Below are 19598 nucleotides of genomic sequence, written 5' to 3'. Positions count from 1 at the left end.
TAGCGGTATAATAAATACAAAGGGGTGATTGTAGTGATAAAGGACGTTACCACTGAGCAAATTGAAACCATTAAGCGGAGTGGATATACTTACAATCCTAAGCAGGAAGCTTTTATAAAAACGCTTGAGGCCTTTATAGCTACACAGAACATGCTGGAGAAGTCGGATATAACAGAATTGACAGAGCACTCCAGAAAAGTTGGAGCTTCGGAAATTGTAGAATTATTAAGTGCAATCAATCAATCAAATGAGAAAACTCAAATCGTTCCTGTAAAAGAAACAAATCGGACTTTTAACGCTGGAGAGTTTGCAGAGATTTGTGGCGTTTCTGTCCAGTTAGTACGCAGAGAATGTGAAAGAGGGAGCATCACTGCTGAAAAAGGCACGAGGAATAGTTGGATAATTCCTGAAAAAGAATTGGAGAACCCTATTGTCCAACGCTGGTTAAAAAGTAAAAAAACCATGTGGAAAGAAATTAAACAAGCTAAAGAAGTTTTAAAAGACAGCCCTGAGTTTATTGAGGGATTGAAAGAAATTGAAGACAACAGAAAATCAGAGAGCCACTCATGACTCGTTATCTAATCGATACGAATATTATTCGCTTTTATATACAGCAGCAGCGAGACGTAGAGAGATTTTTGGATAATTGCATGGCTAATGAAGATACTTTACTATTATCTATGGTGACTGTCGGCGAATTGAGGTCACAAGCTATGGAAATCAGTGAGAGACAGAGAGGTGCTGTACGTCGTTTGATCAAAGCATTTCCTAAAGTAGAAGTTACTGACCCAGCGGACCGGAAAGCCCATGCCTATAGAAGAATGGGAAGGTGTATACGAGAACTCCACAAAGAAGAAAAGAAAGCGTTTTTACCCAGATTGCCTGGATTAGCAGATTCTAAAATTGCGGTAGATGCAATCAATGAAAATGCGGAAATAGTGACTAATAACACAAGAGATTTTCATATTTCCCGCTTCTTTGGTGTTTCCTTGTATGACCCAAAAGAAAATATTCGATTCCCTCCTATCGAGAAATCAGGTAACTCTCCATCAACGTGGATTTTACCTGACGAGCGATATAGATAAAATCGACATTATCAAATCGTGTCCCTGTGAAAGAAACAAATCAGTTTATTCACGACAATTGCATCCAAACAAAGTCATCCTCAGTGAGATCAACTGGTTTCGAGGGTGGCTTTTGTATGTTTACTGAAAAAATGAAATAGACATCATTGCACAGGACACAGGGAAAGAGGGGCAAAAATTCCTTCACCAACTTTACATAAGAACCACTTCTAGCTGTTTAAAGAGCAGTGACGATATTGTCGAAATTTTCTTTTCACTTGTACTGTACATTATGATAGAGTAAGGAAATACTAAACCAAGAAGGTGACACCTATGGCTAGAAGCAACACCGAAGAGTTGGAAAGAAAAGTGACGGCGTCAAAAGTGTCGGTTGAAGAGATTATGGTAGCGAATCAGGCACTCAAAGACGTCGTGATTAAAACGCCGCTGCAGCGGAATGAAATTCTTTCTGCCAGATACGGCTGCAACGTCTATTTGAAACGGGAAGATTTGCAAGTGGTGCGCTCATTCAAATTGCGTGGCGCTTATAACTTTATCCGCAGTCTGACAATAGAAGAACGAAATAAAGGAGTCGTTTGTGCCAGCGCCGGCAACCATGCCCAAGGCGTTGCGTATTCCTGCTTTGCGCTGGGGATTGAAGGGAAGATTTTCATGCCGCTGACAACCCCCAGCCAAAAGGTTTCTCAAGTAAAGCGCTTTGGTGGCGAATACGTATCGGTCGTCCTCAAAGGAGACACGTTTGATGATGCCTATACAGCGGCGATGGAATATTGTACAGCCGAAGAAAAGGTGTTTGTCCATCCGTTTGACAACAAACGGATTATAGCGGGCCAAGGCACCGTAGCTGTGGAAATCCTGAACGACATGCAGGAGCCTGTCGACTATATGTTTTGTGCCATCGGCGGTGGCGGGTTGGCGTCAGGCGTCGGATCGTATTTAAAAGGGATCAGCCCGTCCACGAAACTGATTGGCGTTGAGCCGGCGGGCGCCGCCAGTATGAAGAAGTCGCTTAGCAACGGCAAAGTAACCCGTCTCGACTCGATTGATACATTTGTCGACGGCGCAGCGGTCAAACAGGTCGGCGAGTTGCCGGTGGCAATCTGCAGTGATGTTTTGGATGATATCGTCCTTGTCCCCGAAGGCAAAGTCTGCACGACCATTCTGCAGCTGTATAACGAAAATGCAATTGTCGCGGAACCGGCGGGTGCTTTGTCGGTGGCGGCGCTGGATTTCTATCAGGAAGAAATTAAAGGGAAAAATGTGGTGTGTGTCGTCAGCGGCGGCAACAATGATATTGAGCGGATGCAGGAGATCAAAGAAAAATCGCTGATTTATGAAGGGTTGAAGCATTACTTTATCGTCACGTTTCCCCAGCGTGCCGGTGCGCTGCGCAAGTTTATGGAACAAGTGTTGGGGGAGCAGGATGACATCACGCATTTCCAATACACCAAGCGGACCAACCGTGAGGCAGGACCTGTCATCGTAGGCATTGAATTGAAGGCCCGGGAAGACTACGGACCGCTTGTGAAAAGGATGGACGAAAACGGATTTCCCTATAAGGAAATCAATAATGACCCGTTGCTATTTAACTTGCTGATCTGAATGCATCCCTGGGATAGAAACGATTCAGTTTATTCACGACAATTGTATCTAAATGAAGTTGTTCTGAGAGAAATCAACTGATTTTAAGGACGGATTTGTGTGTTTACTGAAAAAATTGAATAGACATAATTGGACCGAACCCAGGGTGAGGTCAATAATTGTGTCCAAATGAAGCCATCCTCAGTGAAATCAATTGATTTTGAGGATGGCTTTTGCGTATTTGTTAAAAAAATGAAGTAGACATAATTGCATCGTCCACCTATTTTACATAATAGGGAAAGACCGCTTATCGGGATATTAATGCCTTCTTCGATAAAACGAAGTGCTGCAGATGATTCCAGTCGTCAAGCAATTCATTTTATACCTAGTAAGTCAATTGGTATAATAAGCGAATAGAGAAGGAGGGCATGCATGACTATTCCGAAACCCCTTGTACAGATCAACCAGGCTTTTATCGTCGTTACCGTTTTAGCGGCGCTCTGGCTTCAGCCGGCCATTCTGTTTTTGCCGTTCGCTATTGGAGCTTATACATTGATGACAAAGAAAAATCCGGTGATTCAATTCAGCCGACGCTTTTTGAAAAAGCCGCTGACAAGCTATTTGCAGGAAGACAAGGATCAGCAATTATTTAATCAATGGATTGCGACGATTTGTTTAGGGTTATCGCTCATTTCCTTTTCTCTCGACATTCACCTGGTTGCCTATGCCTTCAGCATCATGGTTATCATCGCAGCCGGCATGGCTTTGATGGGCTATTGCATTGGTTGTACGATCCGTTATCGCTATATAATGTGGAAACATAGACGCACAAAAACACAGGCGTAACTTTGAAGACCTGAAAGGCTTGGTTGTTGCGGTTGAACTGCATCCCTGTGACAGAAACAACGCAGTTAATTTACGATAATTGTATGCAAATGAAGCCATCCTTCGTGAATCCAATCAATTCCAAGGATGGCTTTTTCATTTTCATTGAAAAAAAGAAGTAATCATAATTGAACGGCAGACAGCGGCCGATCGGTAAATATAAAAGTGGCATTTCTCCCGTCAGGAGAGATGCCACTTTTATCATTTTTCACTTCTTATGCTTTTCTTCTATTGGAGAGGAAAAGTCCTGCGCCGATCAACATCAGCATCAAGCCAGCCAGCAAATAATTCAATGTATTTGTCGCGGTATCAGGGAGTTCTTCGCCTTCTTTTTGGGCAAAAACGGAAAGATCGATAGAATCAGCCATCGCTTTCAGGCCTGCATCGTTCGGGTGCAAGTTATCCCCACTATCATATGCCGGCAAGATTTTGTCCGGATTTTCCGGGTCACGGAGGACGTGATCAAAATCAAACACGCCGTCAAAAACATTCTGGCTGCGAATCCACTCATTGACTTCCTGGCGTGTTGTTTCCCCTTCTTCTGTGTAGTAGTTAGGGTCACCTGTGAACGCGTTCATCGGCGTCAGTGTGCCAATGTAAATATTGATTCCGCGCTCATGCGCCTCTTCGGCAATTTGCTTCATTCCTTCGATAATCAGGTCGGCATCGTACACATGGTAAGGATCACTATGGCCAATGTCATTGATTCCTTCGAAAAGAATGATATCAGTTACATTTGTTTGAGAGAAAACATCCCGCTCCAGCCGGTCCAGTGCTTTTTCTCCGAAAATCGGGGAGTCGGTCAGGATTCTATTGCCGGAAATCCCTTGATTCAGAATAGAGAAGGTCTGGTTTTTAAACTCTTCGTCCAAGCGGTCATCCAGGAAATCAGTATAGCGGTGGTTCGCGTTCAAGGTGGACAGGTACCCATCTGTAATGGAATCCCCCAATGCGACAACCGTCCTTGTCTGTTTGTTGTTCGTTGTTAAGACATCGACACCGGACAAATAGAACCAGGAATCGGAACTGTTTTCAAATCCGTCCCCGTCTATGTTCAATGCAGCATCGCCATCAGCGAAATAACTTTGCTGATTCGCTGTATTGTGCCAAGTAGCCGGTCCGCTATTGCCGGGGATATATAAGCTGATTGTTAAATTCGCTCCGTCGGCCACATCAAACGGAACCGAATCACTGACGATAGCTTCTCCTGCGGGAATCGTGACGGATTCACTTTGGTTGAAGGTTAACTGTTCAACCGTATCCGCGACCACCGAAGCATCTTCAGCAGTATCCGCTACGGTTACTTTTCCAAATGTTAACGGCTGCTCTCCAAATTCATTGGACAGGCGAACTCTTACTTCTTTACCTGAAGCCGTTGGGTTTACAATCATACGGATTGTTTCATTTTCGAAACCGTTTTGAGAAAATCCTCCGTCCCAATCCACTGTTGTCCAAGCCTCTGTCTGACTTGCCGACCAAGCCCCGACCCAATGACCGCTCTTGCTGTCAGCGCTTACATTAGAAGGTGAAAAAGAAAAGCTGAGCGTTAACATTGCTGCCAAAACCGTTAAAACAAACGTGTTCTTCCCCATGCTCACATCTCCTATCCTATGTAATTGTCGTACATTACTATCTTACTTTAAAAAATGGGTTTAACAAGGGATAAATACAAAATATTGAAAAATTTTATATGGGGTTACAAAAATTGCATCGTTTATTCTTAGTAATTGGATACAAAAACAGCCGTTCTCATTGAAAAAGAGAAGTGGTCATAATTGGATGGAACAGAGGGGCGGATAGTGGCGTTCCAGAAGAAATAGAAGAAGGGCACTAGAAGTTGAATAAAGATTTGACGCTGATAAAATAAAGGGAGTATTAAAAATTTATTGAACATATCTGTGAATACAGCTCATTGATCAAGGAATATCCTAAAGGAGATGTTGGTTAAATGTCTTTGCTCAGTAAAAGAGATGAGATCAAACGAAACGGAATAAGAGAGATTATGGAATTGGCTTCAGCCATTGATGGCCCCGTCATTGAGTTACAGATAGGACAACCGATTGCTGAAATCCCTTCTTTTGTGAAAGCCGCTGCGATTCAAGCGATCCAAGACAATTTTTCGAGCTATACGGCTAATGCGGGAATTCCTTCATTGCGAAAAGCGATCGTTAACAGGATGCAATCGAAATATGGGGTAGAAATCGGACTTAACAATGTGGTCGTTTCTCCAGGAGCGGTTGCAGCGCTGAATATCGTTTTACTTTCCATTGTCGATGTAGGTGAAGAAGTGCTGATACCTGATCCTGCTTATCCGAACTACGATTCCTTGATCAGAATACAGAATGCCATTCCAAAATATTATCCGACTGATCCAAACAACGAGTACTTACCGGAGCTTGATAAACTGGAAGACATGATTACGGAGAAAACGAAAGCAATCATTGTCAATTCACCCAGCAATCCGACAGGTGCGGTATTAGAAAAAGATACATACAAAAAACTGATTGAGATAGCGAGAAAGCGAAACATCTATATTATTTCCGACGAAATCTATGACGAACTGGTATACGAGAAGGATCATATTTCTGCTTTGAGTGTAGATTCAAGCTACAATGACTTTATTATATGCGTATATGGTTTCTCCAAGACATTCGCCATGACGGGGTGGAGGCTCGGATATGCCATACTACCGGATCATTTATATTCCATCACGACAAAATTGCAAGAGCCGATTACGACATGTGCCTCTTCCATTTCGCAAAAAGCAGGGGAAGCCGCATTAACCTCTCCGTTGGCCGATGAATTCGTGAAGGAAATGAATCAACTCTACAGAAAGAAGCGGGACCTGGCTTGTGAGCTGCTGGATAAGTACGAAACGAAATTTGTAAAACCGAATGGGGCCTTTTATATCATCATCGACATTTCAGAAACGAACATGGATTCCATGGACTTTGCCAAGTCATTGCTTATTGAAAGGAAAGTGGCGGTTGCCCCGTGTTCTACATTCGGTCCTTCCGGTGATAACATGATCAGAATCTGTTTTGCGGGAGACGAAGAGAAATTGAAAGAAGGCATAGAGGCGTTAGGGGAATTTTATCAGGAAAAAGTCTCAGGGAATAATGAGGTTGAACAACTAGCTGTCGAGTGATGATCCAACAGTCGGATTAGAAAAAGAGAATCCAATTGTCATTGTGTGCGGGCGAGCGCCTTTAATTAACTCATATCGCATCAAAATCTTATGAACCATAGGAGTGAATGAAATGACGAACCCTTCTTTTTCTGGCATCATCCCCCCGGTTGTTACACCGTTCGATCAACATGGGGAATTTGATGAAACTTCTGCCAAAGCGATCATCGATCATTTGATAGAGGCGAAAGTAGACGGACTCTTTTTCTTAGGAAGCACTGGTGAATTCAGTCAGATGAACACCGGCTTGCGAAAAGAAATTACAGAGTTTGTAACAGCTTATGTGGACAAACGTACCTCTGTATTAATAGGGACAGGCAGCAACACGATCAAGGAATCAATTGAACTGAGCCGATTTGCAGAGCAGATGGGTGCAGACGGAATAGTCGTCATCAACCCATACTATTGGAAACTAAGCGAAAAAGAACTGCTGCGTTATTTTAATTCGATTGCAAACAGCACGTTACTTCCGATGCTGTTATACAACTTCCCGGAACGTACTGGCCAAAGTTTATCGGCAGACCTCGTCAAAAAGTTGGTGGACAGCAATCCGAACATTGCCGGAATCAAAGACACGATTGATTCAATCGCGCATATAAAGGATTTAATCTTAACGGTTAAATCAGCCCATCCGCAATTCGCTGTGCTATGCGGCTATGATGACCATTTGCTGAACACCTTGTTTATGGGCGGAGACGGAGGGATCATTGGCACAAGCAATTTTGCTCCTGAGTTGTTCACCGGACTGTATAGTGCCTACCAGGCAAACGATTTCCAAGAGGTAAAAAAGAAAAACGATCAAATTCTTCGACTTAGCCAGATCTACAAAAACAATGCATCCATTTTAAGTGTCATAAAGGAATGTCTAATTCAAAAAGACTTTAACCTCTCTCCTTCTTCGTTAGGGCCATTCAGTGAAGTGGATGAAAATGGGAAAGCAAATATAAAAGGGATTTTACAGAATTTAGAGTGATTCATTGCCGCGTCCCTGCGATAAGAACAATTCAGTTTTTTAAATCGTATCCCTGGGATGAGAACAATTCAATTTTTCGCGGCGATTGTATAGAAAACGAGCCATCCTCAATGAAACCAACCGATTTCGAGGATGGCTTCTGTATATTTATAGAAAAAAGAAGTGGCCATAATTGAACGGAATACAAAGGCGGATCACTCAAAAACTTCACTAAGTGCTGTTACTTTTAGTATAAGAATCAGTATAAGTTTATGAGTATAAGAGACAATTAATTTATTCCACTACTGGAATACGTTTGATACTAGGATCTGTGAAAATATCATTTTCATCTGTACTCTTTGTCGAAAATTCCGATACAAGCGCTCCTTTATCTCCTGCTTGAAACCAATGAAGTGTGTTTGGTTCTAACGTGTATTGCTCGCCTTCATGTAAAACAATTTCATGCCATACTGTAAATGTTTCTTCTTTTCCTTTGGGAATGCGTGCCAATGGTTGTTCTGTCTTTGGACCAGGTACGTACAGATAGACCGTTCCGAACCTGCATCTAAAAGTTTCTTCTTTTCCGGGAGAATCGCCTACTGGTGGATGAAGGTGCTCAGGACATGTCTGGCGAGGCAGCAAGATCAGATCTTTTGCGCAGCAACGCTCTGTATTGACATACTCCACCAGCTGCAGCCCCAATTCTCGGATTCGGTTTAATCCAAAATCCGTGACCTCTATTTTGTTCACTTCTTCATCAGTCAATTTAATATTAGCGTTTTCGAAAAAAGTTAGTGTTTCTTTTTTAACTTGTTCATATTCTACACGTGAAATCATTTCCATTCCTCCATTTTTGCAATCCATAATAAAAGTCTACATAGAAAGAATAGGAATTTACAATAGCCAGGATCGATAATTTCTTTTGAGTGCACCCCTGTAACAGAACCGATTCAATCTATTCACGACAATTGTATGCCAAAACAGCCGTCCTCATTGAAATCAACCGATTCCGAGGGTGGCTTTTGTATGTCTATTCAAAAAAAGAAACAGTTATAATTTAATGGAAGGGGGCGGTTTTATGAAGGTGCTGGAACTTGAAAACGTTACGAAACGGCGGGACGGAAAAACACTTTTGAAAGATGAGGGAAATCGCGTCCCTGGGACAGAAACAATTTAACTTGCTGCTCTAATAAGGGAGCGATTTAGGGGGGCGGCTGCGTGCCTAAGACAGAAACTCTTCCGTTTATTCACAACAATTGTATGCAAAAACAGCCACCCTCAGTGAAATTAACGGACCTCGAGGATGGCTTTTGAATGTTTACTGAAAAAAAGTGATTATTATCGACAGCATACAATAAAGTGTTCTGAAAGCTGTCGGTTAACGTGAGGCGGTGTCAATCAAGCCCGGTTTTTGGCCCTTCATTAATTGAAGCTTTTCTAGAGCATAAGCGACATTCAATACTTTTTCTTCTTCGAAGGCAGGGCCCATATTTGCAGCCCAATTGGCAGTCCGTCGCGGACACCGTACGGGATGTTCAAAGCCGGGAGGCCTGTTAAATTGTCGGGACCGGTAAAGCGGATGACTTCATCCAGGAAACTCAATGCTTGGCCGTTGATGTCAACGGTGCTGTCACCAATTGGAGGTGGCAAGAACGGCAAAGTCGGACTGATGAGGCCGTCCACACGTTCGAATACCTTCGCAAAGTCTTTATTTAATTTCCGGCGGATTTGCTGGGCCTGCAAATAATCCACTGCACTTACCAATTCACCGAATTCCAGCAAAAATCGCGTGTCTTCTCCGAATTTTTCGGGCTGTTTATCAAGTTTGGGTGATGGACGGCGCTCGTTTCTGATGTAATGGTGACAAGTTCGGCAAATTCCGCTTGCGCGAGAGACGGAATTTTGACCAGCTCAGTCCGTGCGCCCAGTTTCTCCAGTTCGTTTATTATAAATGCGTCCTTGGGACAGAAACTCTAAACAGAAACTCTTCAGTATATTCAAGGCCATTGCAAAGCAAAGAAGCCATCCTCCGATTTTGAGGATGGCTTCTATTTCTATCAATGCTTCATTAATTGTAAAACTTGAGGAGAAATAGCTGGAATGCTGTGGCCAACTGCTAGAAAACTCCCGTCTTTTCCAAGGGACATCGAGCTTTTTATGGAACTATCGTTCCTAAACTTTTTGCACTTCATTGTTAAATTTCAAGGGAAATTAACCGATATACTAAAGAACTGGAGAAAATATCCACCACTAAAGAAGTTGATAGGGATTAGAACACTACTTTATTCATTACATAATAAAAGTGAGAAATAAATTTGTTTTAATCTTCCCGTTATACAGTGTTCAAAATAATTTTGTCTATTACCATCAAAACATTTATCCCATTACGGAGGAAAAGCCATTGAAGTTAAAGCTCTTGGGCATCAATTCCAAGATTGAAGGTTTGTAAAGCAAAAGAAGGAGAGGGGAATTAGAGACTTAAAAAATGTTAGAGACAGTGATTGATAAATCTGTTAATAACATAGTAAGAAAGGTTGGAGAGAGGGCAGGAGAAATAATTGGAAGAAGTATAGGTGGATTTGTCAGAAAGACAGTAGGTGGACCGATTGGTTCACCGGTTGGCGACTCGCTAGTAAATTCAACTGAGGAGAACTTATTTTAGGGAATGTCGGAAAAACTACAGGAAAAGAGACTGACAAACAAAAAGGAGGTGAATTAGGAAAGGAACTAGTAAAACAGAGCATACAATTCATGAAAACTAAATTAAAGAGCTTTCTTTAAAATTTCACAGCTACTTAGGGATGATTTTAGATATTGTTTTTCTTAAGTCCTCATGATTTTATGTATAACTTAGTGAAGGCGGAGACGGAGATGGAAGCGAGAGAAAGAGCGTTGCATGGAGTGAGAAATTGGTTAGCTTTTCTCAAGCACAGCCACTTACTCAAAGGAAAAGCTAAGCTGGAAGTACGTGAGCAATTGAAAAAAATATTGATGGGGCTAGAGGATAAACCTACGATTTTGATTTCAGGAGAGTTTAATGCAGGTAAAACGACTTTCATCAATGCATTGCTGGGTGAAAAGGTGTTAGTTAGTGATGTCACACCTGCTACTGCTATGATTACAAAATTGACGTACGGCCATGAAAAGCGATTGTTTCTGCATTTTAAAGATCAGACAATCCAAGAGTGTGATTTTTCTTTTTTAAAGGAAGTAACTGCAGAAGGAGATAAACATGGAGACAACATAAGGAGTAAGCTGGCTTTCATTGAAATCCAGTTGCCTTTTGAGCTGCTGAAGTTCTATACGCTTATAGACAGTCCAGGTCTTACTTCCTTGTTTCAGAAACACTCAGATGTGACGAATCATTTTTTTGAAGAAGCGGATACTGCAATTTGGCTGTTCAACAGCTTGAATGTTGGAACAGCGTCAGAGGTAACTTGGCTCCAGAAGCTATATGAATCAGGGATTCCAACAATTGGATTGATAAATGGAATTGACCGACTGGATGAGGATGAAGATCTTGATGCGTTTTATGAGTATAACGTTCGGAGGTTAACTCCAATGATTACGCAGCTGGATGGTATTTCTTCTAAGGATATTCTAGAGGGGAAACTTAAAGATGATGAACAGCTAAAGGAATGGGGTAATCTCGAAGCGGTAGAATCTTTGTTTGTAAGTTTTGAAAATGAAAAGCTGGAGTTAGTTTTCCTTCAAGTTCAAACGGCGCTCAATGATTTCTATAAATCTCTATTAAGAGAGAAAGAGAGCTCGGTGTTTTTAAAGAACAGAGAGCTATTGCTTACACACTTCTTAAAAATGGAGAAAATAACATTGGATTTGGCAGAAGAACTGAAAGCGGAGTATCAAAAGAAAGAAGATCTTATCGCTGAATGGAATCTTTTTCTGCAAAATAACCTGCTTGAGCCAACGAACATCGAGCCCTTCATCACTAAATTTAAAAAACCGATAAAATTAAGGGGAGAATGGGAGTCAATTGTGCTACCTCAGTTAAATGCTTACATAAAGTGGTTCGAAGAGGTCAATTTAGAGGATAGAGTATTAAACGTGAAAAAGGTAGCAGCAGAAGAATGTTTTCAAGATATAAATAAAGTTTATTTTAAGTTTTTCCAAACATATAAGTACATTAAAGCAGATAGAGAATACCGCATATACGCTGAAAACGTGAAGCGAAAAATCAAAATCTTAAATTCGAAGCAAGAAGAAGTGGAAAAATCTTTGAAAACATTTACTAAAGTTGTGGAGCAAGAAGTCAAAAAAGAAATTGAACCGGTAAATGAGCGAATTAAACGACTGAATATGGATTGGAGAAATGTGTTACTTCCTATTAAACAAGTGGTGGGTAAATGGGCAGTTGAAGATCTTGTGAAGATGGAAGACTATGCAGAAGAAATTAGAGATTTTCAACGGGAAGTGCTTCCATATCTTTATCTTGCAGTGCAAAAGCATGCAGCGAATCTCTCAAAAGGAGATATACAACACATGTTAGGTCTGTTAAGTACTCTTTACAAGGAGAGGGATGAAACGAGTGTATTGGCTAGAATTATACAGATGGGATCCTTGAAGAATCCGATAGCAGAATTCAAGGTAAGAGCTGTTACCAGTAACCATCGACCATATATGCAATCCAGTGAATTCATGCCAGTTCCCTTAGATCTAAAGCAGGAACTGGTCAAGTTGAGCCCTCAATTGATAAAAGATCCAGGAGTGATAGCTGCGAGTGTGGCCGTGGTGATGAGTATATTTTAATAACAAATAAGAGTGGATAAGAGGAATCGTATGGATAAGGAAAAACTATTAAGTGGTTTGGATAAGTGGAAAACAATTGCCCGACAAGAAGAACTTCAATCCCTTGAACAAACGTTGAAAATAGTCGGGACAGACTTACGGGATAATCTAATGGTGATGGTGAGCGGGGAGTTTAATGCCGGTAAATCAACATTTATCAATGCGTTGCTTGGTGAGGAGTTATTAACGGCAGACATTACACCGGCAACTGCAGTTATCACTAAGCTAACATACGGTGAAAAGAAGAAAGTCGTGGCTCATTATCAGGACGGAACAACGGCTGCTTATGACAGGAAATGGCTTGAACAGTTAACGGTGGAGCGGAGCGGGAAAGGGGAAAATATTCGCCGTCAGTTATCCTATGTCGAGTACCAGCTGCCTTCAGAACTACTGAAAACTTATACGATTATCGACAGTCCTGGATTGACGGCTCTTCATGAACATCATACACGTGTCACGGAAAGTTTTATGGAAAGAAATGAAATGGGGATTTGGCTTTTTCATGCAATGAGTGTCGGCACAGCTTCTGAAATGAGTTTGCTGCAGCGGATGCAAGATTTAGAAGTGCCTGTTTTGGGTGTTGTAAATGCAATCGACCTTCTTGATGAAGAAGAAGACATCGATTCTTTTTTGAAATTTAACGAAAGACGCATGTATCCGCTTATTCAAAAATTGTATGGAATTTCAGCAAAAGATATTCTGCAAGGAAAATTGGAAGAAGACGCTCAATTGTTCGAGTGGGGAAATGGACAAGCCATTGATGAAATATTTGATGAAATCGCTCCTGTCCATCTGCGAAAGATGGAAGGCTTTTACCGGAAACTCAAGAAGCCGCTTAAGGAATACTTGAATCATGTTCAAGAGAAAAAGACTTCGTTTGCATTTTTGAAAAGTACCGATAAAGTCTGGTCTTTCCAAAACCGGCATTTTCCTGAGTTCATTGAACAAGGTGAAAAGATCAAGTACCTTGAAAATCAACTCTCCAAATACTTAGCCGATTGGCGAAGTTTTCACATGGAGGAAGGGCAGGATAGCGATTTTACAGAGCAAGTGATCAAAAAACTCGGATCGCCAGAAGACTTGGTAAGCTCTTGGAATAACAACTTAAAATTGGGACTGAATTCGCATCGGCAGATTGAATCAGCGTTACTCCAAAAACGCATGCAACTTATGAACGAACGGCGGGAACTGGACGATAAATGGATTAATATCAATTCATCGTGGATTTCCCTAGGAAAGAAAGTTAAATTTGCTGAAGAAGAAATGCTGTTAAACAAGGAAATTCGAGAATGGAATTCGCAGATAAAAAAGCTTAATGAAAATTCAATAACACTGAAAAGATCGATCGGTAAATTTAACGTTGCGGTGAGGAAGAGAATTGAACAGAAAATTCGGCAGAAACGAGAGGCTTATAGCGAAGAATTGGCCGAATTTAAGGAATTCCGGATGGATATGTATGAGGAATATGGAACCATTAGTATAAGCGATATCTTAAATCTACAACGTCATCTGGAAAGACAACGAAAATTCCAGACAGAAGTATTTCCTTTATTCAAGGCGCAGCGACTAATGGTCTTGCAGTTGAAGAGCTACAAACAGGCGATGAAGCTGTTTGAGGAAGTGGAAGCTGTCTATGCCGATATTGATTATGTTGAACTGATCGAACAGATGAAATCATTCTATACCTTCGAAGAGCATAAGCCGGGACTTGAACCGGTTTCTTTCAAAGCAGTAAGTGATTCTTCTTTCAAGACGACGGAATACTTACCGCTGTCGGTCTCTACGAAACAAAATGCAAAGGAAATCAAAGACGCCCGTTCAACATTAGTGGAACGAAGAAGAGCTGCTGTGGGCTCGGTTCTTTTGCTCTTGTCTTACCCGGTGTTTTTAACTGTCGATGGGATTTCTAATTGGAATGAAGCGAAGGATACGGCTAATGAGATTTATGAAAAATTCGAAGAGCCGGAAACAGAATGGCAATTGAGTGATTTTGAGGAGGAAGCTGTGCCGTTGAGTATAGAAGCGAAAACGGAAGCTGAACCGGTAGCGGAAGCTGAACCTGCCTTACAAGAAGATATGCCAATTTATTGGACAGATGAAGAAGAAATTGTTTCATTCATCCAAAAATTTCGTGCGGCTTATATGGAAGATTTGAACCAGGCATCTGTAACAGAGCTTCCAAATTATATAGATAGAGAGACAGTCATTTATAGAGACTTGGCTGATTATATCGTTTCGCTTGATGGAAGGGGCTTGTATTATGACTTTCACTCTGTTGAAGTTCTTGCGATAGAAGAACTGGAAGCGAACCGATACAGTGTTACCACGGCTGAGACCTATACAATCGCGAGCATTGAAGGTGAAGCTTCTTATAACGAACGGACAAAAGAGTACTTACTATCCGCAATAGCGGACAACAGGTTTCTAATCGAAAATATTATAACGCTGAGTGAATCAGCAGAAGTGCTTGACTATACTGTTGAAGAGGAAGTTTCCGAAGACCAGGAGACTGTTGAAGAACCGGCTGAAGATACCGTCGGACTTGTGGAACATTCAGAAGTTGCTCGTATGATGAGTAATTTTTATCTGGATTCTGAAATGGCGTTCAATGGTTCCGGATTTGAATCAATTTCCCATTACTATGCTGAAGACGGATCGGAATATGAGGCGACGGAGTCATACATCTCCAACGCAATAGAGAAAAATATGCAGATGAGAAACCATGAAATTAGGATCGAATCGGTTGAGGTTTGGGATTCGTCTCATTACGTAGTAGAACTTTATGTACATGATGAGTATCATTACCAAAATGGAGCCGGTGATTTGAAAGAAGTTCTTGTTAATTACTTGGTCAAAGTGACGGAAGAAGGATTACTGGAGATAGAGAAGCTCCTGAATTTGGAGATTTTATCTGAAACAGAATTTTGAACAAAAGGGGATTTGTCATGGGAATCGATTTGAATGAGTACAAGGAGAACCGTTCTTGCTTACTTAACGAATTAAGTAAATATGATCAGGTGTTGCAGGATATGGAGCTCGAAGACGAACAGCAGAAAGTACACCATTATAAATCGGATATTTTGAATGATAATTTTCAATTAGCCGTGGTAGGAGAATTTTCAAGAGGGAAATCGACGTTTATTAACGCTTTATTAGGTCAACAGATACTGCCTTCATCTGCCAAGCCTACAACAACGATTTTGAATAAAATCGTGTACAGCCCACACTCTTTTATCAAATTGCATTATCACAATGGCATAAAAGCGCCGGATGTGATTACTGAAGAAGATTTCAGGAAATTGGTGGCACCGATGGAACCGGTAATCGGCGATGCGGCATCTGAAAAAGAACATGAAGAAATTGTGGATTATATGAAAAAAATCAAATACGCAGAAATCGGACGGAATTTGTCGCTCTGTGCGAATGGCGTGGAAGTAATAGACACTCCCGGCACAAACGACTTAGACCCGATTCGCGAGGAAATTACCAACACCATTATTCCACGTTCCGATGCGGCGATTCTATTGCTTAGTGCATTGAAGATCTTATCAGAATCAGAAATGAGTTTATTGAAAGACAGACTTTTAGCCAACGATATTCAGAAGATTTTTATTGTGGTCAATTTCAAAGATCATTTGGAATCGAAAGAAGAGGAATCGAAGGTGCTGAAGTTTGCATACCAGCATTTAAAAGAAATTCTCTATGACCCTAAAATTTTCATGGTTTCAGCAAAACATGCGCTGAATTCACGCCGGAAGCTGAACGGGGAACAGATTGTCACGAAAAGAGGACGTCCGATTGAAGTCTGGAATTTCGAGGATACCGGGTTTCCGGAGCTGGAGAGAAACCTAGCAGATTTTCTTCAGTACGAGCGAGGAAGCATCAAATTGCTTAAGCCGTTGAAGAGGACATTGGAAAGTATAAAGGAAGTCAAGAAAAAAAAGGTCGATTTTGAACGTAATGCACTCAATTCGCAGACTGAAAACTTAAAGGAAAAAGTAGCGGCTTTCCGACCTAAAGTGAAAATTGCGAGTGAAAATGGCAAGAAGGCCCGTAAGGATTTAGGTAAAACATTGAAATTTGAAGAAAAAGAACTAACGAAGTGGTACGAGCAGGAGCTCGAAAAAGTAACAGATTTAGCACTCTGTACGTTTGAGGAAAATCGTCGCCTTGAACTTACAGAAATCAGCAAAAAAATTGAGCTTGCCGTCGCCCCACTGGAACGTTCCATTTTTGAAGCGAAAAAAGAAAAAATGAATGCAACTGCAAAAGCTGCGCTCGAAACGACTTCCAAAGAAGTGAATGCAGAATGGGCAAGCATGGATATTGAGTTGACGGACATGACCGCTCCGCAAAGCATAGGTTCCTTGGTTCCAGCGGTCTACAATCATCAAGAAGCAGAAAGCAAAATCGATGATTTGTTTGGTTCGATACACGATAGTTTAGAAGAGGCCTGGCATAGTCCTACTGGTTTTTTTGTAAAGGCAGCAGTGGGAGCCGGGATGATTGTGAACTCTATAGGATATGGTTTGACAAAAGCTTTTAGCTGGGGCTGGTCGAAAATTAAAGGAATGGATGAAAAGGAGAAATTCAAGAAAGAACTCCTGGATTACTATAACAATAATAACAAAAACAAAATGAAAATTATGAAAGCTGAATATCAGACGATGAGTAACTCGGTTGAAGAACAATTTAAAGACATCATTGAGGAACAGTTGAAACAGGTTGAAGGTCAATTAAAGCAACTGATCAAATCAACGGAACTTGAAGGAAAAGAAATTGATAAAAGATTGTCTGTCCTTGATTTACAAGAACAAGAACTGAATAGCATCAAAGCGAACTTGGAACAGCTCGCAAATAAACTTCAGCAACAAGCTGCTGGGAAAGTCGGTGCGGCATGATGAATTATCAAGAGGAAAAAGACCAACTGAACGAAAAAATTATGCGGACAGAAGAGTTGCTCGCTGCTGCAATTCCAAACAGTTCCCAATTGAAGCAACTCAAGGAATTGAAAGAGGATATCGAAGCAGATCATTATACCGTCATGGTTGTTGGCGAGTTTAAGCACGGAAAATCTACTTTTGTTAATGCACTTTTAGGTCAGGATGTCATGCCAAGAGGCGTCACTCCGACAACCGCAACAATTAATGTGGTTCGTCATGGTGAAACACACCTTGTACAAGTGATGAAGACAGACGGTTCCGAGGAATCTTATGATTCTTTGGACATACTGCACGAATATACAGCTTCTCAGAATTTTGATGCTGACAACGTCAAGTTGATCAATCTGGAGGTCAATTCGCCGCTTCTTGAGAACCGGGTAGTATTGATTGATACGCCAGGAGTCAATGATTTAAGTGAACAGCGCACGGAAGTGACCCATCAATTCCTCCCAAGAGCTGATGTAGTGATTTTCATGTGTTCATTAACTTCGCCGATTAAGAAGTCAGAAGAGAAGTTTATCAAAGAACGGTTGATGAAAAGCGGAAGGGACCGTATCATTTATGCGGCGAACTTTATGGATCGCATTGACGAGGACGAACAGGAAGAGTTGGTTGAATTCGTCGAACGGCGCTTGGAGCTTATTACAGAGGAACGAGTGGATGCGTTATTCCCTATTTCTGCGAAAGAAGCACTAGATGGGCGGTTACAAAATGATAGTGAACTAACGAAGTATTCGGGAATTGTTGAATTGGAACAAGAAATTAAACGGCGCATCGATTCAGGGTCCAGAGGCCAGGAAAAAATCAATCATTTCTATATCCGCTTGATGGAGATTAACGAAGTCATTCAACAGGAAATTGCTACTGCCGAACTGCTGGCCCGGCAAACTGAAGAAGATTTGGAAAATCAATTGCAGGCTGTAAAAGAGTGGTTTCGGAAATTGTCCGATCAGGAAATGCAATTACAAAACTACCTGTACGACCGAGAAGCTGAAATCAATTTCATGGTAGGCAAATCAGTGCATCATTTCGGCGACCGGCTTATAAACGATATGGACACACGGATTCAAATGTTTCAAGGAGCTGATGTGAAAAATTTAGTGAAGGTTCAGCTGCCCACAGCTATCCGTTCGCAAATCACGCAATGGCTCGACCAAAACGAAGATGCCATCCAGCAATTGCTATTAAAATTAGAAAAAGAAGTATCTCAGGGATTAGCGCGTTCGTTCAATCAAAGTATCCGATTACAGGGCCAGCGTATGGATTCATTCACCCATCTATCAACGATTCCGATTTTTCAGGCAAAAAGCGGAAACGCCAATGTTAAAGCAGGACTCGTTCTTGGCGGTGCTGGCGCATTGGTAGCTATAGTAGGCGCGCCAATCCTCTTGCCTTTAATCGGTATGGCTGGCCTGCCGCTCGTATCTCAAACATTTGCAGAATACCAATTAAACAAAATCAAGCCAGAACTAACACGGAATGTCCGTCAGAAATTGACCAGTATGATCAATGACTTGGAAGCTCAATTGAAAATGTACATCAATCAGTCGATTAACCAAATCAGCGCTAGTTCAATTGAAGAATTTAATCGCCTTCTCAATTCATATGAAGCAATTCTGCAAAAAGAAACTTTACAGCACAAAAGCAAAGCCAGAAACTTAAGTGAACAAAATAAGAAACAGATTGCATTAAAACTATGGATTGAAACACAAGAAGGGGGCAAAGAATTATATGAACAATTGGGATAACGCATCTAACGGAATCGAAACGGAAAATAGCTTCAGTGAAACAACTGACCTTGTGGAAGTTGATCATTCAGTGCAAGCTGAAATGATTCAACCAACGTCTTTTTCGGGCGGGCAAGATGTTTTTTCATTCAATGATCCATTGAAGCATGCGCATTTATTTCAGTTTGAGCCACTGAACCTCGATTTGGGTAATAATCATTTTGTCCAGCCTCATTACGTGGATGCGTATATTCGAGCAGACGGCACTATGGTGGATGGTTACTTCCGTGATGGAGATGGAAATACAATGGTTGACCGTACGATAGACCAAGGAGGGGGGTACATCCGTTCAAACCCGGATGGCAACTCTCTTAATAACTTGAAATAATATGTGAAATACTTGAGCGGAATACAAGGTCAATCGGCAATTAG

At 41.4% G+C, this 19598-nt stretch carries 15 protein-coding genes; 11 read left to right on the top strand and 4 right to left on the bottom strand.

From position 1 onward, the window contains the following. Positions 1–33 precede the first annotated feature (33 nt). From B0X71_RS14380 to B0X71_RS14365, 4 genes are all read left to right on the top strand, one after another. Positions 34–570, top strand: coding sequence for a MerR family transcriptional regulator (locus tag B0X71_RS14380; protein ID WP_077590076.1), 537 nt, complete (start codon positions 34–36; stop codon positions 568–570). Further along, positions 567–1085: a type II toxin-antitoxin system VapC family toxin gene (locus tag B0X71_RS14375; RefSeq protein WP_077590075.1), complete on the top strand. Its 519-nt coding sequence runs from the start codon at positions 567–569 to the stop codon at positions 1083–1085. The genes B0X71_RS14380 and B0X71_RS14375 overlap by 4 nt, the downstream gene beginning before the upstream one ends. Positions 1086–1397: 312 nt before the next feature. Continuing rightward, the gene (gene ilvA / locus B0X71_RS14370) at positions 1398–2687 is read left to right on the top strand and encodes a threonine ammonia-lyase IlvA (protein WP_077590074.1); all 1290 of its coding nucleotides are present in this window, start codon (positions 1398–1400) and stop codon (positions 2685–2687) included. 411 nt (positions 2688–3098) lie between these two features. Beyond that, a complete protein-coding gene (locus B0X71_RS14365) occupies positions 3099–3512 on the top strand; it encodes a DUF4395 domain-containing protein (RefSeq protein ID WP_077590073.1) in 414 nt (137 codons plus the stop codon). Between the two features lie 70 nt (positions 3513–3582). On the opposite strand, the gene B0X71_RS21005 is transcribed toward B0X71_RS14365, so the two are convergent. Continuing rightward, positions 3583–3756 carry a hypothetical protein gene (locus B0X71_RS21005; RefSeq protein ID WP_156889880.1) on the bottom strand — a complete coding sequence of 58 codons (174 nt, stop codon included), beginning with the start codon at positions 3754–3756 and terminating at the stop codon, positions 3583–3585. A gap of 10 nt (positions 3757–3766) precedes the next feature. Then, positions 3767–5143: a GDSL-type esterase/lipase family protein gene (locus B0X71_RS14360; protein ID WP_077590072.1), complete on the bottom strand. Its 1377-nt coding sequence runs from the start codon at positions 5141–5143 to the stop codon at positions 3767–3769. Between the two features lie 356 nt (positions 5144–5499). Between B0X71_RS14360 and B0X71_RS14355 the strand changes: the two genes are divergently transcribed. Together B0X71_RS14355 and B0X71_RS14350 are read left to right on the top strand one after the other, a co-directional pair. Then, entirely contained in the window at positions 5500–6699 is a 1200-nt protein-coding gene (locus B0X71_RS14355; RefSeq protein ID WP_077590071.1) for a pyridoxal phosphate-dependent aminotransferase, read from the top strand. Between the two features lie 112 nt (positions 6700–6811). Further along, on the top strand, positions 6812–7711 hold the full coding sequence (locus tag B0X71_RS14350) for a dihydrodipicolinate synthase family protein (RefSeq protein WP_077590070.1): 900 nt from the start codon (positions 6812–6814) through the stop codon (positions 7709–7711). Between the two features lie 273 nt (positions 7712–7984). Here B0X71_RS14350 and B0X71_RS14345 read toward each other — a convergent pair whose 3' ends face one another. Then, positions 7985–8527, bottom strand: a complete 543-nt coding sequence (locus tag B0X71_RS14345; RefSeq protein ID WP_156889879.1) for a D-lyxose/D-mannose family sugar isomerase — start codon at positions 8525–8527, stop codon at positions 7985–7987. A gap of 618 nt (positions 8528–9145) precedes the next feature. Next, positions 9146–9472: an amidase family protein gene (locus tag B0X71_RS21420; RefSeq protein ID WP_232336704.1), complete on the bottom strand. Its 327-nt coding sequence runs from the start codon at positions 9470–9472 to the stop codon at positions 9146–9148. Positions 9473–10561: 1089 nt separating this feature from the next. On the opposite strand from B0X71_RS21420, the gene B0X71_RS14330 reads away from it, so the two are divergent. The 5 genes from B0X71_RS14330 to B0X71_RS14310 are packed head-to-tail and all read left to right on the top strand — an operon-like array spanning position 10562 to position 19554. After that, on the top strand, positions 10562–12457 hold the full coding sequence (locus B0X71_RS14330) for a dynamin family protein (RefSeq protein WP_198038617.1): 1896 nt from the start codon (positions 10562–10564) through the stop codon (positions 12455–12457). Between the two features lie 30 nt (positions 12458–12487). Then, positions 12488–15424 (top strand): TcaA NTF2-like domain-containing protein, encoded by a 2937-nt coding sequence (locus B0X71_RS14325; RefSeq protein ID WP_077590067.1) that lies wholly within the window; start codon positions 12488–12490, stop codon positions 15422–15424. Between the two features lie 17 nt (positions 15425–15441). After that, entirely contained in the window at positions 15442–17397 is a 1956-nt protein-coding gene (locus B0X71_RS14320) for a dynamin family protein (protein WP_077590066.1), read from the top strand. Next, entirely contained in the window at positions 17394–19187 is a 1794-nt protein-coding gene (locus tag B0X71_RS14315; protein ID WP_077590065.1) for a dynamin family protein, read from the top strand. Before B0X71_RS14320 ends, B0X71_RS14315 begins: the two co-directional genes overlap by 4 nt. Continuing rightward, on the top strand, positions 19171–19554 hold the full coding sequence (locus B0X71_RS14310) for a hypothetical protein (protein WP_077590064.1): 384 nt from the start codon (positions 19171–19173) through the stop codon (positions 19552–19554). The genes B0X71_RS14315 and B0X71_RS14310 overlap by 17 nt, the downstream gene beginning before the upstream one ends. Positions 19555–19598 lie beyond the last annotated feature (44 nt).

It is taken from the genome of Planococcus lenghuensis (assembly GCF_001999905.1).
GTDB lineage: Bacteria > Bacillota > Bacilli > Bacillales_A > Planococcaceae > Indiicoccus > Indiicoccus lenghuensis.
Note: the sequence above shows the minus strand (reverse complement) of the source record. Positions and strands in the feature narration are given on the sequence as shown.